The sequence below is a fragment of the Paraburkholderia tuberum STM678 genome (genome assembly GCF_902833905.1).
GTDB lineage: Bacteria > Pseudomonadota > Gammaproteobacteria > Burkholderiales > Burkholderiaceae > Paraburkholderia > Paraburkholderia tuberum.
This window is the reverse complement of record NZ_CADFGP010000015.1, coordinates 77,754-90,944: the sequence shown is the minus strand read 5'-3', so window position 1 is coordinate 90,944 and position 13,191 is coordinate 77,754. Positions and strand designations below refer to the sequence as shown.

14 protein-coding genes are annotated in these 13,191 nt (G+C 66.0%); 7 read left to right on the top strand and 7 right to left on the bottom strand.

Annotation, left to right across the window (positions count from 1 at the left end):
• Nucleotides 1–3: 3 nt before the first annotated feature.
• The 7 genes from kdpB to HWY30_RS15455 form a co-directional block, all read right to left on the bottom strand.
• Nucleotides 4–2,115 carry a potassium-transporting ATPase subunit KdpB gene (gene kdpB, locus HWY30_RS15485; RefSeq protein WP_090803728.1) on the bottom strand — a complete coding sequence of 704 codons (2,112 nt, stop codon included), beginning with the start codon at nucleotides 2,113–2,115 and terminating at the stop codon, nucleotides 4–6.
• Between the two features lie 91 nt (nucleotides 2,116–2,206).
• Nucleotides 2,207–4,012 carry a potassium-transporting ATPase subunit KdpA gene (gene kdpA / locus HWY30_RS15480; RefSeq protein WP_090803726.1) on the bottom strand — a complete coding sequence of 602 codons (1,806 nt, stop codon included), beginning with the start codon at nucleotides 4,010–4,012 and terminating at the stop codon, nucleotides 2,207–2,209.
• The gene (gene kdpF, locus HWY30_RS15475; protein ID WP_013088901.1) at nucleotides 4,009–4,101 is read right to left on the bottom strand and encodes a K(+)-transporting ATPase subunit F; all 93 of its coding nucleotides are present in this window, start codon (nucleotides 4,099–4,101) and stop codon (nucleotides 4,009–4,011) included. The genes kdpA and kdpF overlap by 4 nt, the downstream gene beginning before the upstream one ends.
• On the bottom strand, nucleotides 4,101–4,211 hold the full coding sequence (locus HWY30_RS15470; RefSeq protein WP_018431541.1) for a hypothetical protein: 111 nt from the start codon (nucleotides 4,209–4,211) through the stop codon (nucleotides 4,101–4,103). Before HWY30_RS15470 ends, kdpF begins: the two co-directional genes overlap by 1 nt.
• 181 nt (nucleotides 4,212–4,392) lie before the next feature.
• Nucleotides 4,393–5,367 (bottom strand): quinone oxidoreductase family protein, encoded by a 975-nt coding sequence (locus tag HWY30_RS15465; RefSeq protein WP_090803725.1) that lies wholly within the window; start codon nucleotides 5,365–5,367, stop codon nucleotides 4,393–4,395.
• Nucleotides 5,368–5,413: 46 nt separating this feature from the next.
• On the bottom strand, nucleotides 5,414–5,803 hold the full coding sequence (locus HWY30_RS15460; RefSeq protein WP_013088898.1) for a methylglyoxal synthase: 390 nt from the start codon (nucleotides 5,801–5,803) through the stop codon (nucleotides 5,414–5,416).
• A 101-nt stretch (nucleotides 5,804–5,904) separates the two neighbouring features.
• Nucleotides 5,905–6,684 (bottom strand): SDR family oxidoreductase, encoded by a 780-nt coding sequence (locus tag HWY30_RS15455; RefSeq protein WP_090803723.1) that lies wholly within the window; start codon nucleotides 6,682–6,684, stop codon nucleotides 5,905–5,907.
• 216 nt (nucleotides 6,685–6,900) lie between these two features.
• Here HWY30_RS15455 and upp point away from each other — a divergent pair, with 216 nt between their 5' ends.
• From upp to rlmH, 7 genes are all read left to right on the top strand, one after another.
• Nucleotides 6,901–7,551 (top strand): uracil phosphoribosyltransferase, encoded by a 651-nt coding sequence (gene upp, locus HWY30_RS15450; protein ID WP_026225693.1) that lies wholly within the window; start codon nucleotides 6,901–6,903, stop codon nucleotides 7,549–7,551.
• A gap of 606 nt (nucleotides 7,552–8,157) precedes the next feature.
• A complete protein-coding gene (locus tag HWY30_RS15445; RefSeq protein WP_018419973.1) occupies nucleotides 8,158–8,886 on the top strand; it encodes a YebC/PmpR family DNA-binding transcriptional regulator in 729 nt (242 codons plus the stop codon).
• 104 nt (nucleotides 8,887–8,990) lie between these two features.
• The gene (gene purD / locus HWY30_RS15440; RefSeq protein ID WP_090803721.1) at nucleotides 8,991–10,274 is read left to right on the top strand and encodes a phosphoribosylamine--glycine ligase; all 1,284 of its coding nucleotides are present in this window, start codon (nucleotides 8,991–8,993) and stop codon (nucleotides 10,272–10,274) included.
• A gap of 255 nt (nucleotides 10,275–10,529) precedes the next feature.
• Nucleotides 10,530–11,453 carry an oxygen-dependent coproporphyrinogen oxidase gene (hemF, locus tag HWY30_RS15435; RefSeq protein WP_090803720.1) on the top strand — a complete coding sequence of 308 codons (924 nt, stop codon included), beginning with the start codon at nucleotides 10,530–10,532 and terminating at the stop codon, nucleotides 11,451–11,453.
• A 43-nt stretch (nucleotides 11,454–11,496) separates the two neighbouring features.
• On the top strand, nucleotides 11,497–12,219 hold the full coding sequence (locus HWY30_RS15430; RefSeq protein ID WP_244144919.1) for a nicotinate-nucleotide adenylyltransferase: 723 nt from the start codon (nucleotides 11,497–11,499) through the stop codon (nucleotides 12,217–12,219).
• Nucleotides 12,220–12,223: 4 nt separating this feature from the next.
• Nucleotides 12,224–12,673: a ribosome silencing factor gene (gene rsfS / locus HWY30_RS15425; protein WP_090803717.1), complete on the top strand. Its 450-nt coding sequence runs from the start codon at nucleotides 12,224–12,226 to the stop codon at nucleotides 12,671–12,673.
• A 36-nt stretch (nucleotides 12,674–12,709) separates the two neighbouring features.
• A complete protein-coding gene (rlmH, locus tag HWY30_RS15420; protein WP_090803715.1) occupies nucleotides 12,710–13,180 on the top strand; it encodes a 23S rRNA (pseudouridine(1915)-N(3))-methyltransferase RlmH in 471 nt (156 codons plus the stop codon).
• The last annotated feature ends 11 nt before the right edge of the window (nucleotides 13,181–13,191 follow it).

Below are 13,191 nucleotides of genomic sequence, written 5' to 3'. Positions count from 1 at the left end.
CGCTCAAACCCAGCCGAACGCGGCGAGCACCATATCGATCAGCTTGATGCCGATGAACGGCACGATGATCCCGCCAAGGCCATAGATCAGCAGATTGCGGCGCAGCAGGATCGCAGCACCGAGAGCGCGATATCGCACGCCCTTCAGCGCCAGCGGAATCAGCAGCACGATGATCAGCGCGTTGAAGATCACCGCCGACATGATTGCCGAGGTCGGCGTTGCGAGATGCATCACGTTCAGCGCGTTCAACGCCGGATACGTCGACGCGAACGCGGCCGGGATGATCGCGAAGTACTTGGCGAGGTCGTTGGCGATCGAGAACGTGGTCAACGACCCGCGCGTCATCAGCATCTGCTTGCCGATCTCGACGATCTCGATCAGCTTGGTCGGATTCGAATCGAGGTCGACCATATTGCCGGCCTCTTTTGCCGCCTGCGTGCCGGTGTTCATCGCGACCGCGACGTCGGCCTGCGCGAGCGCGGGCGCGTCGTTGGTGCCGTCGCCGGTCATCGCGACCAGACGCCCTTCGGCCTGATGCGCGCGAATCGTCGCGAGCTTCGTTTCGGGTGTCGCCTCGGCAAGGAAGTCGTCGACGCCCGCTTCAGCCGCGATCGCGGCGGCGGTCAGGCGGTTGTCGCCCGTCACCATCACGGTCTTGATGCCCATCTTGCGCAGCTCGGCGAAGCGCTCCTTGATGCCGCCCTTCACGACGTCCTTCAACTCGATCACGCCGAGCACGCGCGCGCCCTGCTCGCCTTTCTCGGCGACCACCAGCGGTGTGCTGCCGCGTCGCGCGACATCGGCGACCGCGTTGCTGACTTCATTCGGGAAACGGCCGCCGTTCGCTTCGACATAGTGCTTGACCGCATCGGCCGCGCCCTTGCGGATTTCACGGCCATGAGTCCCGTACGGAGTCCCTTGCGCAGACAGATCGACGCCGCTCATGCGGGTCTGCGCGGTGAACGCGAGAAACACCGCATGCAGCGAGGCCATATCGCGCTGACGGATATTGAAGCGCTGCTTCGCGAGCACGACGATGCTGCGGCCTTCCGGCGTTTCGTCGGCGAGCGACGACAGCTGCGCGGCATCGGCAAGCGCCTCTTCGGTCAGACCTGGCGCGGGCAGAAACTGCGACGCCTGGCGGTTGCCGAGCGTGATCGTGCCGGTCTTGTCGAGCAGCAGCACGTCGACGTCGCCGGCCGCTTCGACGGCACGGCCCGAGGTCGCGATCACGTTCGCCTGCATCATGCGGCTCATCCCGGCCACGCCGATCGCCGACAACAGGCCGCCGATCGTCGTCGGGATCAGACACACGAGCAGCGCGGCGAGCGCGGTGATCGTCACCACGTGGCCCGCTTTCGCGGCTTCGACGGAGAACATCGAGAACGGCAGCAGCGTCGCGGTGGCGAGCAGCATCACGATGGTCAGCGCGACGAGCAGGATGGTGAGCGCGATTTCGTTCGGCGTCTTCTGACGCTTCGCGCCTTCGACCATCGCGATCATGCGGTCGAGGAACGCCTCGCCCGGGTTGGCCGTGACGCGCACGACGATCCAGTCCGACAGCACCCGCGTGCCGCCCGTCACCGACGAAAAGTCGCCGCCCGACTCGCGGATCACCGGCGCCGATTCACCGGTGATCGCCGATTCGTCGACCGAAGCGACGCCCTCGATTACTTCGCCGTCGGCCGGGATCACGTCGCCGGTCTCGACCAGCACGACGTCGCCACGGCGCAGATCGGTCGCGGTCGTGATGCGGATTGGCGACTTCGGATGCGGCTCGTTGAGCTTCTTCGCCATCACGTCTCTCTTCGCGCTGCGCAGCGACGCGGCCTGCGCTTTCGAGCGGCCTTCGGCGAGCGCCTCCGCGAAGTTCGCGAACAGCACCGTGAACCACAGCCATAGCGTGACCGCGAGGATGAAGCCCGCGGGCGCCTCGGCCTGACCGCCGAGCGCGGCGATCCACAGAATGGTCGTCAGAATGCTGCCGACGTACACGCAGAACATCACCGGGTTGCGAAACTGCGTGCGCGGCGTGAGCTTTTTAAAGGAGTCCACGATCGCCGGGCGCAGCAGCGCCGGGTCGAACATGGACCGGGTAGCATTATGTTCAGTCATTGAATCCTCGAATGTCCGTGGGCGCTTGCAGGCTTGCGGCGTGCAAGCGCCTGTTCGGTCGTTGGCTCGCGGCCTGGGTCACTGCCGTGGGTCACTGCACGCCGATCATCATCAGATGCTCGACGCCGGGACCGAGCGCGAGCGCCGGGACGTAGGTCAGCGCGCCGACCAGCAGCACCGTGCCGAGCAGCAGCACGACGAACAGCGGTCCGTGCGTCGGCAGCGTGCCGCCGGTGACGGCGATGCGCTTCTTCGCGGCGAGCGAACCGGCGATCGCGAGCACCGGCACGATCGTGCCGAAGCGGCCGAACCACATCGCGATCGCGGTGAGCCAGTTGTAGAACGGCGTATTCACCGTGAGACCCGCGAACGCGCTACCGTTGTTGTTCGCCGCCGAGCTGAACGCATAGAGGATCTCGGAGAAGCCGTGTGCGCCGGGGTTTGCGATGCCGGCCTTGCCCGCCTCGCTGAGCACCGCGATCGAGGTGCCCACCAGCACGAGCAGCGGCGTGAGCAGCACGACGATCGACACCATCTTCATCTCGTAGGCCTCGATCTTCTTGCCGACATATTCAGGAGTACGCCCGATCATCAGTCCCGCGACGAACACCGCGAGCAGCGCGAACACGAGCATCCCGTACATGCCGGAACCGACACCGCCGAAGATCACTTCGCCGAGTTGGATCAGCAGCATCGGATACAGGCCGCCGAGCGGCGTCAACGAATCGTGCATGTTGTCGACCGCGCCGCACGAAGCCGCCGTCGTCGCGACCGTGAAGATGCCCGACTGCGCAATGCCGAAGCGCGTTTCCTTGCCCTCTGCATTGCCGCCCGCCTGCAGCGCGTTCGCCGACTGGTCGACGTTGAGCGACGTGAACGCGGGATTGCCGCCCTGCTCGGCGCTGATCTCGCCGAACACGCAAACGCCGAACGCGATCGTCATCGCCGCGAGCACCGCGACGCCCTGCCGCCGGTCGCCGATCACGCGGCCGAACACGAGCGCGAGCGCCGCCGGGATGATCAGGATCGAGATGATCTGCACGAAGTTCGAGAACGGCGTCGGGTTTTCGTACGGATGCGCGGAGTTGCCGTTGAAGAAGCCGCCGCCGTTGGTGCCGAGCATCTTGATCGCTTCTTGCGACGCGACCGGGCCCATCGCGATGGTCTGCGTCTTCACGGGCGTGTCGAGCATCACCGGATCGCCCTTCGCGTCCTTCACCGGATTGCCTTGCGCGTCGAGCTTCGGCGCGGCGTAGGTGGTGGTCTGCAGCGTCGGCACCTCCTGATATGCCTTGAAGTTCTGGATCACGCCCTGACTCATCAGCAGTGCGGCGATGATCGCCGCCATCGGCAGCAGGACGTACATCGTCACGCGCGTGATGTCGACCCAGAAGTTGCCGATCGTCTGCGCGGTATGACGCGCGAAGCCGCGCATCAACGCGAACACGACGACGATGCCGGTCGCCGCCGACAGGAAGTTCTGCACGGTCATGCCGAGCATCTGCGTCAGATAGCCGACGGTCTGCTCGGGCGTGTAGTCCTGCCAGTTGGTGTTGGTCACGAAGCTGACCGCGGTGTTGAACGCGCTGTCGACCGACATCGCGCCGAACTGCTGCGGATTGCCTGGCAGCCACCCTTGCACGCGCAAGAGCACGTACAGGAACGCCGCGCCGAGCACGTTGAACGCGAGCGTGGCGACCGCGTAGTGCCTCCAGCCCATTTCCGCCGCTGGATCGACGCCCGCGATACGGTAAAGCAGCCGTTCGAGCGGCGCGCCGAAGCGCACCACGCGCGAACTGCCGTCCATCACGGCGCCGAGATAGCTCGCCATCGGCACCGCCGCGGCCAGTAGCACGACGATAAAAAGACTCGCTTGCAGGACATCGTTCGTGTTCATTCAATGTCCTCCGCGCGCAGCAGCGCATACACGAGATAGACGAACAGCAGCGCGGTGGACGCGCCGGCCAGCCACAGCATCCAGGTCATCAGCGCGCTCCTTGTCCGCGGCGCAACTGCATCAGCTTCTCGCAGCCGCCAATCAGCCCAAAGGTCAGCACGGCAAACAGCGCCAGGCCCCCGACATACAGCACATCCATTCTCGTTCTCCATTCACGGACTTTGGATGGATAGAACGGTATGCCGATCGGCCTAAAGGGCTGGTCAAAGATCGCGGGGAACGCGTAAAAATCGCGTAAACGGACAAGGCCGTTTCATCTCGCGATGAAACGGCCCTGATGGATGACGTGCAGCGCAGCCCGAGGCCGCGCTGCCACTTCATTACGGCAGCAGGATCGTCGACCCCGTCGTGCGGCGCCCTTCGAGGTCCGCATGTGCCTGCCCGACGTCCGGCAGCGCATAGCGCTGATTGATGCTGGTCTTGACCTTGCCCGAGCTCAGCACGTCGAACAGCTCGGCCGACATCGCCTCGTAGTCGCTGCGTTTCGCCATATAGGTGAAGAGCGTCGGTCGCGTAAAGAACAGCGAGCCGCGTCCCGCGAATTCCGACGAATCGATCGGCGGCAGCGGCCCCGACGCGTTGCCGAAGCTCACGAACAGGCCGAGCGGCGCGAGACAGTCGAGCGATTTTTCGAAGGTGTCCTTGCCGATCGAATCGTAGACGACCGGCACGCCCGCGCCGTGGGTGATCTCGCGTACCCGCTTCGTGAAGTTCTCGCGCGTATAGACGATCGCGTGATCGCAGCCGTGCGCTTTCGCGATCTTGGCTTTCTCGTCGGAACCGACCGTGCCGATCACCGTCGCGCCGAGCGCCTTCGCCCACTGGCACACGAGCAGGCCGACGCCGCCCGCTGCGGCCTGAATGAGGATCGTGTCACCGGCCTTCACGCGATACGTGCGGCGCAGCAGATATTGCGCAGTCAAGCCTTGCAGCATCACCGACGCGGCCTGCTCGTCGCTGATCGCATCGGGCAGCTTGACGACCAGCGCGGCCTGCAGCACGCGCTCCTGCGCATACGCGCCGGGCGGCCGCGCGACATACCCGACGCGATCGCCGACCTTCAGACCGGTCACGCCCGAGCCCACCGCGCTGACCTCGCCGGCCGCTTCCATGCCGAGCCCGCCCGGCAGCGGCAGCGGATACAGACCGGTGCGGAAATACACGTCGATGTAATTGAGGCCGACCGCCGTCTGGCGAATGCGGATCTCGCCCGCGCCGGGCTCGCCCACCTCGACGTCGACCCATTTCATGACTTCGGGGCCGCCGGTTTTGTCGAAACGGATTGCCTTGACCATCACGTCTCCTTCATCTGTATGGATGTGGATGCGGCGACGCGCGCGCTCACGCCTCGCCGGACAGGCGCAGCGTCAGCACGTCGAGCACCATGCGGGCGGTTGAAATGTTCGTCGCGCACGGAATGTTGTGCACGTCGCACGCGCGCACTAGCGCGTTGATGTCCGGCTCGTGCGGCTGCGGCGTCATCGGGTCGCGCAGGAAAATCACCATGTCGACGCGCCCTTCGGCGAGTTGCGCGCCGATCTGCAGGTCGCCGCCGTGCGGGCCCGACAGCATGCGCTCGACCGTCAGGCCGTGCGCGTCGCTGATGCGTCCGCCGGTCGTGCCGGTTGCGACGATCTCGCAGCGCGCGAGCGTGTCGACGTATTCGCCGGCCAGTTTGACGATGTCGTCCTTCTTGTGATCGTGCGCGATCAGCGCAATGCGGGTGCTCATGACGTAAGACTCCTCAAACCGTTGTGACTATCGTTGTTGTGATGTGACGGGTGTCGTTCGCGCGCGGCGGCTCGGTACGTGCCTGCTCAGTACGTACCAGCTCAGTACGTACCGGGATAGGCGCCGCCGTCGATCAACCAGTTCTGCCCGGTGATGTAACCCGCGTGCGTGCTGCACAGGAACGCGCAGGCGCGGCCGAATTCTTCGCGATTACCGAAGCGGCCGGCGGGGATCGTCTTCATGCGCTGCTTGCGCGCTTCGTCGATCGAAATGTTGTGCGTCTTCGCCTGCGCCTCGAACGTGACCGCGATACGGTCGGTGTCGAACAGGCCCGGCAGCAGGTTGTTGATCGTCACGCCGGTCGGCGCGACCTTGCGCGCGAGCCCCGCGACGAAACCGGTCAGGCCGGAGCGCGCGCCGTTCGACAGACCGAGGACGTCGATCGGCGCCTTCACCGCCGAGCTCGTGATGTTGACGATGCGCCCGAAGCCGCGCGCGCTCATCGTGTCGATGGTCTGACGGATCAGCTCGATCGGCGTCAGCATGTTGGCTTCGAGCGCGCGGATCCAGTCCTCGTGCGTGAAGTTGCGGAAATCGCCCGGCGGCGGTCCGCCCGCGTTGTTGACGAGAATGTCCGGCTGCGGGCAGGCCGCGAGCGCGGCCGCGCGCCCTTCAGGCGTGGTGATGTCGCATGCGACGGTCTTCACCTCGACGCCGCTCTGCTTGCGGATCGCCTCGGCGGTCGCTTCGAGCGTTTCGGCGGTGCGCGCGACGATCGTCAGGTCGACGCCCTCGGCGGCGAGCGCTTCCGCGCAGCCGCGTCCCAGACCTTTGCTCGCCGCGCAAACCAGCGCGCGGCGTCCTGCGATTCCCATGTCCATGTGTATGCCCTCCTGGCGAAGTTTCCCCAGATTCTAGAAGAATCGGTGCCGGACTGTGCCGCGTCGCTACAATCTCAGGTATCGCCGGGCGGTACTCTTTCGGTAAACTTGCGCGGTGGCGCGCTTTTCCACCGTTCGTCCGACCTTCGAGCGCGGACTGAGCCAACGGATGAGCGCGCCGAACCGATCCACCTTGCCGCCGCGCGCGAGCCCGCCATGACCCAGGACAGCCGTTTCCCCAATCTCTTCATCCTCGATCACCCGCTGATCCAGCACAAGCTGTCGCACATGCGCGACCGGGACACGTCGACGCGCACGTTCCGCGAACTGCTGCGCGAAATCACGCTGCTGATGGGCTACGAAATCACCCGCAACCTGCCAATGACCACGCGCCGCATCACCACGCCGCTCGTCGAGATCGACGCGCCGGTGATCGCCGGCAAGAAGCTCGCGATCGTGCCGGTGCTGCGCGCGGGCGTCGGCATGTCGGACGGCCTGCTCGAGCTGGTGCCGTCGGCGCGCGTCGGCCATATCGGCGTGTATCGCGCGGAGGATCATCGGCCGGTCGAATACCTGGTGCGGCTGCCGGACCTCGAAGACCGCGTGTTCATCCTCTGCGATCCGATGGTCGCGACCGGCTACTCGGCCGTGCACGCGGTCGATGTGCTCAAGCGCCGCAACGTGGCCGCCGAGAACATCATGTTCCTCGCGCTCGTCGCCGCGCCCGAGGGCGTGCAGGTGTTCCAGGACGCGCACCCGGACGTCAAGCTGTTCATCGCGTCGCTCGATTCGCATCTGAACGAGCATGCGTACATCGTGCCGGGCCTGGGCGACGCGGGCGACCGGTTGTTCGGTACGAAGAACTGACGCGCCGGGGGCCAGCGGGGGTGGCATGGCGATGCCGCCGCCCCGGAACCGGCCCCGCTTTCGCCCGCATCCGGCCCTCCCGGCGACACATCCGCACCGCCTCCATTCATTTTCGCGTCGATTTCATTGCATTTGCGGCCGGTTTCGCGGCGCGGCCCCCTCTGCCGCACCCTCGCGGCATGATAAAATTCGAACCCGCTCGACGGAGCGGCTCGACCCGCACGATCACTCGCACCACCGCCTGCAATTTCGACTGGCGCCCCGCGCTTTCGCATCAGGTCATGCGGCGCCTGGCCGCGCAAGCTGCCCCGCTCCACCGCGCTCCACCGCGCTGCGGCCCTGCGGCTCCGCCTGGCCGGCCGATCATGCACGAACCGGCACGAACGCCCACCGGCGGGCAAGCGCGGAACGACGCGCGGGAACGGCCAGGCTGAGATCGTCGGCACAGGTGGCCGCCTCGACGGGCCAACACGAGCGACAAGCACGAGCGGCCGGCAGCCTTTCACCTGACGGATTGACATCGAGGCGCAACACGCGAGGCGCCCGACATCGCAACGACAATTGCACTATGCGTGCGCCCCGCTGGCGCGCGCGACGGAGAAAAGTATGGCGGGTCATTCGAAATGGGCCAACATCAAGCATAAGAAAGCAGCGGCCGATGCCAAGCGCGGCAAGGTCTGGACGCGGCTCATCAAGGAAATCCAGGTTGCGGCCCGTCTGGGCGGCGGCGAAATCGACTCGAACCCGCGTCTGCGGCTCGCGGTCGACAAGGCGTACGACGCCAACATGCCGAAAGACAACATCAACCGCGCGATCCAGCGCGGTGTCGGCGGCGCGGACGGCGCGAACTACGAGGAAATCCGCTACGAAGGCTATGGCATCGGCGGCGCGGCGGTGATCGTCGACACCATGACCGACAACCGCACCCGCACGGTCGCGGAAGTGCGTCACGCGTTCTCGAAGAACGGCGGCAACATGGGCACCGACGGCTCGGTGTCGTTCATGTTCGATCACGTCGGCCAGTTCCTGTTCGCTCCCGGCACCGCCGAAGACGCGCTGATGGAAGCCGCGCTCGAAGCGGGCGCCGACGACGTCGTGACGAACGAGGACGGCAGTATCGAAGTGCTGTGCCCGCCGAACGATTTTTCGAAAGTGAAGGCTGCACTCGAAACGGCGGGCTTCAAGGCCGAACTGGCCGAAGTCACGATGAAGCCGCAGACCGAAGTCGAATTCACCGGCGACGATGCCGTGAAAATGCAGAAGCTGCTCGACGCGCTCGAAAATCTGGACGACGTGCAGGAAGTCTATACAAACGCGTCGATCGCCGGCGAGTGATGGCGCGCCGGGCTCTGGCATCGTTTGCCCTTGCTGTTGATGGTTTATTGCACGGCTGAGCACACCGCTCGGCCGTTTATGGTTTTCAAGTCTCGGGGATTCACATGAAGTTACTCGTCGTCGGTTCCGGCGGTCGCGAACATGCGCTGGCATGGAAGCTCGCGCAATCGCCGCGGGTCCAGCTCGTCTACGTCGCGCCGGGCAACGGCGGCACCGCTCAGGATGAGCGTCTGCTCAACCTCGACATCACCGAGCCGGCCGCGCTCGCTGATTTCGTCGAAAAAGAACAGATCGCGTTCACGCTGGTCGGGCCGGAAGCGCCGCTCGCGGCAGGCATCGTCAACCTGTTCCGCTCGCGCGGTCTGAAGATCTTCGGGCCGACCAAAGAGGCCGCCCAGCTCGAAAGCTCGAAAGATTTCGCCAAAGCGTTCATGAAGCGCCACGGCATCCCGACGGCCGAGTACGAAACCTTCGCCGACGTCGCCGCCGCGCACGCGTATCTGGACGCCAAGGGCGCGCCGATCGTGATCAAGGCCGACGGCCTCGCCGCCGGCAAGGGCGTGGTGGTCGCGCAAACGCTGCAAGAAGCGCACGCCGCGGTCGACATGATGCTGTCGGACAACAAGCTCGGCGACGCCGGCGCGCGCGTCGTGATCGAGGAGTTCCTCGCCGGCGAGGAAGCGAGCTTCATCGTGATGGTGGACGGCAAGCACGTGCTCGCGCTCGCGTCGAGCCAGGATCACAAGCGTCTGCTCGACGGCGACCAGGGCCCGAACACGGGCGGCATGGGCGCCTACTCGCCCGCGCCGATCGTCACGCCGCAGCTGCATGCGCGCGTGATGCGCGAAATCATCCTGCCGACCGTGCGCGGCATGGAGAAGGAAGGTATCCGCTACACCGGCTTCCTGTACGCGGGCCTGATGATCGACGCGCAAGGCAACCCGAAGACGCTCGAATTCAACTGCCGGATGGGCGACCCCGAAACGCAGCCGATCATGGCGCGTCTGAAAGGCGACTATTCGAAGGTGGTGGAACACGCGATCGCCGGCACGCTCGACACCGTCGAGCTCGAATGGGACCGCCGCACCGCGCTCGGTGTCGTGCTCGCCGCGCACAACTACCCGGACACGCCGAGGAAGGGCGACCGCATCAACGGCATTCCCGCCGAAGCCGCGGATTCAGTCACGTTCCACGCCGGCACCACGCTGACGGACGGCAAGCTGACCACCTCGGGCGGGCGCGTGCTGTGCGTCGTCGGTCTCGCGGATTCGGTGCGCACCGCGCAGGCGGCCGCGTACCACACGATCAACCAGATCGCGTTCGACGGCATGCAGTACCGCCGCGACATCGGCTATCGCGCGCTCAACCGCAAGCACGACGGCAAGTAAGCTTCGCTAGCGCTGGACGCCGTGCGGGCACGTTACACGACGCGCGCTACACTGAATCTGTCCCGCTCGTCGCGGCAGACGGGCCCGGAGCCCGCGAATCGACTGAAGCGGCAAGCCGCCTCTGATGTTCGCCTCCGGCAACCAGGCAATCCGAACCAGCGGTCCAGGTTCGCAGACACCCGGCGCCAACGCGGCCATCGCTTTCTTTCGAAGAACCCGCGGCACGACGAGCGTGCCGCCCCAGCACCTGCATTCATGAGCAATTCGAGCTACGACGCACAAGCCGTGCGCAGCTGGCTGCAAGGCCTGCAATCGCATATCGCGGACACGCTCGGCGCCTTCGACGGCTCCGCGTTCGCTACCGACGCGTGGCAGCGCGCGCCCGGCGAGAAGCTGCGCGGCGGCGGCGTCACGCGGATTCTCGAAGGCGGCCAGTTCTTCGAGCGCGCCGGCATCGGCTTCTCGGACGTCGCGGGCGACGCGCTGCCGGGCTCGGCAAGCGCTGCGCGGCCGCAACTGGCCGGGCGCGGCTTCGAGGCGATGGGCGTGTCGCTCGTGCTGCATCCGCACAATCCGCACTGCCCGACCGTGCACATGAACGTGCGCCTGCTCGTCGCGACCAGGGAAGGCGAAGAACCGGTGTTCTGGTTCGGCGGCGGCATGGACCTGACGCCCTACTACGGCTACGAAGAGGACGCGCGGCAGTTCCATCAGGTGTGTCGCGACGCGCTCGCGCCGTACGGCGCGGACCTGTACCCGCGCTTCAAGCGCTGGTGCGACGAGTACTTCTTCCTGAAGCACCGCAACGAGCCGCGCGGCATTGGCGGGATTTTCTTCGACGATTTCTCGGCGCCGGGCTTCGAGCAGTCGTTCGCGATGCTCAAAAGCGTCGGCGAAGGCTTTCTCGATGCGTACCTGCCGATCATCGAGCGGCGCCGCGACACGCCGTACGGCGAAGCCGAGCGCGCGTTCCAGGCTTACCGGCGCGGCCGCTACGTCGAGTTCAATCTGGTCTTCGACCGTGGCACACTGTTTGGGCTGCAGAGCGGCGGACGCACCGAATCGATCTTGATGTCGATGCCGCCTGTGGCGAACTGGCGCTACGACTGGCAGCCCGAGCGGGGCACGCCGGAAGCGCGTTTGTACAGCGATTTCCTCGTGCCGCGCGAGTGGGTGTGACGCGCCACCTGTCTCGCTTACGGTCACGACAAAGGACCCTCACCTGAAGCCAAACGCTCACCCTGTCGCCCTGCCTCGCCGGATCGGTCTGCTGGGCGGCACTTTCGACCCGATCCACGACGGCCACCTCGCGCTCGCGCGGCGGTTCGCCGACGTGCTGCGGCTGACCGAACTGGTGCTGCTGCCGGCCGGCCAGCCGTGGCAGAAAGCCGACGTGTCGCCCGCCGAACATCGGCTCGCGATGACGCGCGCGGCGGCCGCGTCGCTCGCGATCCCCGGCGTGACGGTACGCGTCGCGACCGACGAAATCGAGCACGATGGCGCGACCTACACGGTCGAGACGCTGCAATGCTGGCGCGAGCGCGAAGGCGACGACGCATCGATCACCCTGCTGATCGGCGCGGATCAACTGGTGCATCTCGACACATGGCGCGACTGGCGGCGCCTGTTCGAGCTCGCGCATATCGGCGCGGCCACGCGGCCCGGCTTCGACCTCGCGTCGGTCGCCCCCGCGGTCGCCAGGGAAATCGCCGCGCGCCGTGCGCGCGCCGACGTGCTGCAGGCCACACCCTGCGGCCATCTGCTGATCGACACGACGCTCGCGTTCAACGTATCGGCCACCGACATTCGCGCGCATCTGCGCGAGCAGGTCAACCAGCGGCTCGCCCACGCGGGTGCGGGCGGCACAAGCCAGGATCGGGCCGCGAGTCACGTCCCCGCCGCGGTGTGGGACTATATTCTTCAACATCATCTGTACCACCGGTAACTCCATGGATATTCGCAAACTGCAACGCGTAATCGTTGACTCTCTCGAAGACGTCAAGGCGCAAGACATCAAAGTGTTCAACACCAGCCACCTGACCTCGCTGTTCGATCGCGTGATCGTCGCGAGCGGCACGTCGAACCGGCAAACCAAGGCGCTCGCGTCGAGCGTGCGCGAAGGCGTGAAGGAAGCCGGCGGCGAGATCATCAGCACCGAGGGCGAGGATATCGGCGAATGGGTGCTGGTCGATTGCGGCGACGCGATCGTGCACATCCTGCAGCCGGCGCTGCGCCAGTACTACAACCTCGAGGAAATCTGGGGCGACAAGCCGGTGCGCATCAAGCTGTCGACGCCGAATCCGTTCGGCGGCGCGCGCGCAAGCGAGCCCGGCGACGAGGAAGACGAGGAAGCGCCGGCCGCGAAGCCCGCGCGCAAGACCACGGCGCGCCGCAAGTAAGCGGGCCGTGTCGGGCACAGCGCTACTGTCCTCGCGATGAAACTGCATATCCTCGCCGTCGGCCACAAGATGCCGGACTGGATCGCGACCGGCTTCGACGAATACGCGAAACGCATGCCGCCGGAGTTGCGCATCGAACTGCGCGAGATCAAACCGGAGCAGCGCTCATCGGGCCGTTCGGCCGAAAGCGTGATGGCCGCCGAACGGCAGAAGATCGAAGCCGCGTTGCCGAAGAACGCACGCATCGTCGCGCTCGACGAACGCGGCAAGGACTGGACCACGATGCAGTTCGCGGGCGCGTTGCCGGGCTGGCAGCAAGACGGCCGCGACGTGGCCTTTCTGATCGGCGGCGCGGACGGGCTCGATCCCGAGCTGAAGGCACGCGCCGATATGATGCTGCGCGTGTCGAGCCTCACGCTGCCGCACGCGATGGTGCGCGTGCTGCTGGCCGAACAGCTTTATCGGGCGTGGACCATCACGCAAAATCATCCGTATCATCGCGCGTAGGTGCTGGAGCC

Coding starts and splice junctions, on each gene's coding strand:
- kdpB (WP_090803728.1), bottom strand. CDS start 2,115: ATGACTGAACATAATGCTACCCGGTCCATGTTCGACCCGGCGCTGCTG.
- kdpA (WP_090803726.1), bottom strand. CDS start 4,012: ATGAACACGAACGATGTCCTGCAAGCGAGTCTTTTTATCGTCGTGCTA.
- kdpF (WP_013088901.1), bottom strand. CDS start 4,101: ATGACCTGGATGCTGTGGCTGGCCGGCGCGTCCACCGCGCTGCTGTTC.
- HWY30_RS15470 (WP_018431541.1), bottom strand. CDS start 4,211: ATGGATGTGCTGTATGTCGGGGGCCTGGCGCTGTTTGCCGTGCTGACC.
- HWY30_RS15465 (WP_090803725.1), bottom strand. CDS start 5,367: ATGGTCAAGGCAATCCGTTTCGACAAAACCGGCGGCCCCGAAGTCATG.
- HWY30_RS15460 (WP_013088898.1), bottom strand. CDS start 5,803: ATGAGCACCCGCATTGCGCTGATCGCGCACGATCACAAGAAGGACGAC.
- HWY30_RS15455 (WP_090803723.1), bottom strand. CDS start 6,684: ATGGACATGGGAATCGCAGGACGCCGCGCGCTGGTTTGCGCGGCGAGC.
- upp (WP_026225693.1), top strand. CDS start 6,901: ATGACCCAGGACAGCCGTTTCCCCAATCTCTTCATCCTCGATCACCCG.
- HWY30_RS15445 (WP_018419973.1), top strand. CDS start 8,158: ATGGCGGGTCATTCGAAATGGGCCAACATCAAGCATAAGAAAGCAGCG.
- purD (WP_090803721.1), top strand. CDS start 8,991: ATGAAGTTACTCGTCGTCGGTTCCGGCGGTCGCGAACATGCGCTGGCA.
- hemF (WP_090803720.1), top strand. CDS start 10,530: ATGAGCAATTCGAGCTACGACGCACAAGCCGTGCGCAGCTGGCTGCAA.
- rsfS (WP_090803717.1), top strand. CDS start 12,224: ATGGATATTCGCAAACTGCAACGCGTAATCGTTGACTCTCTCGAAGAC.
- rlmH (WP_090803715.1), top strand. CDS start 12,710: ATGAAACTGCATATCCTCGCCGTCGGCCACAAGATGCCGGACTGGATC.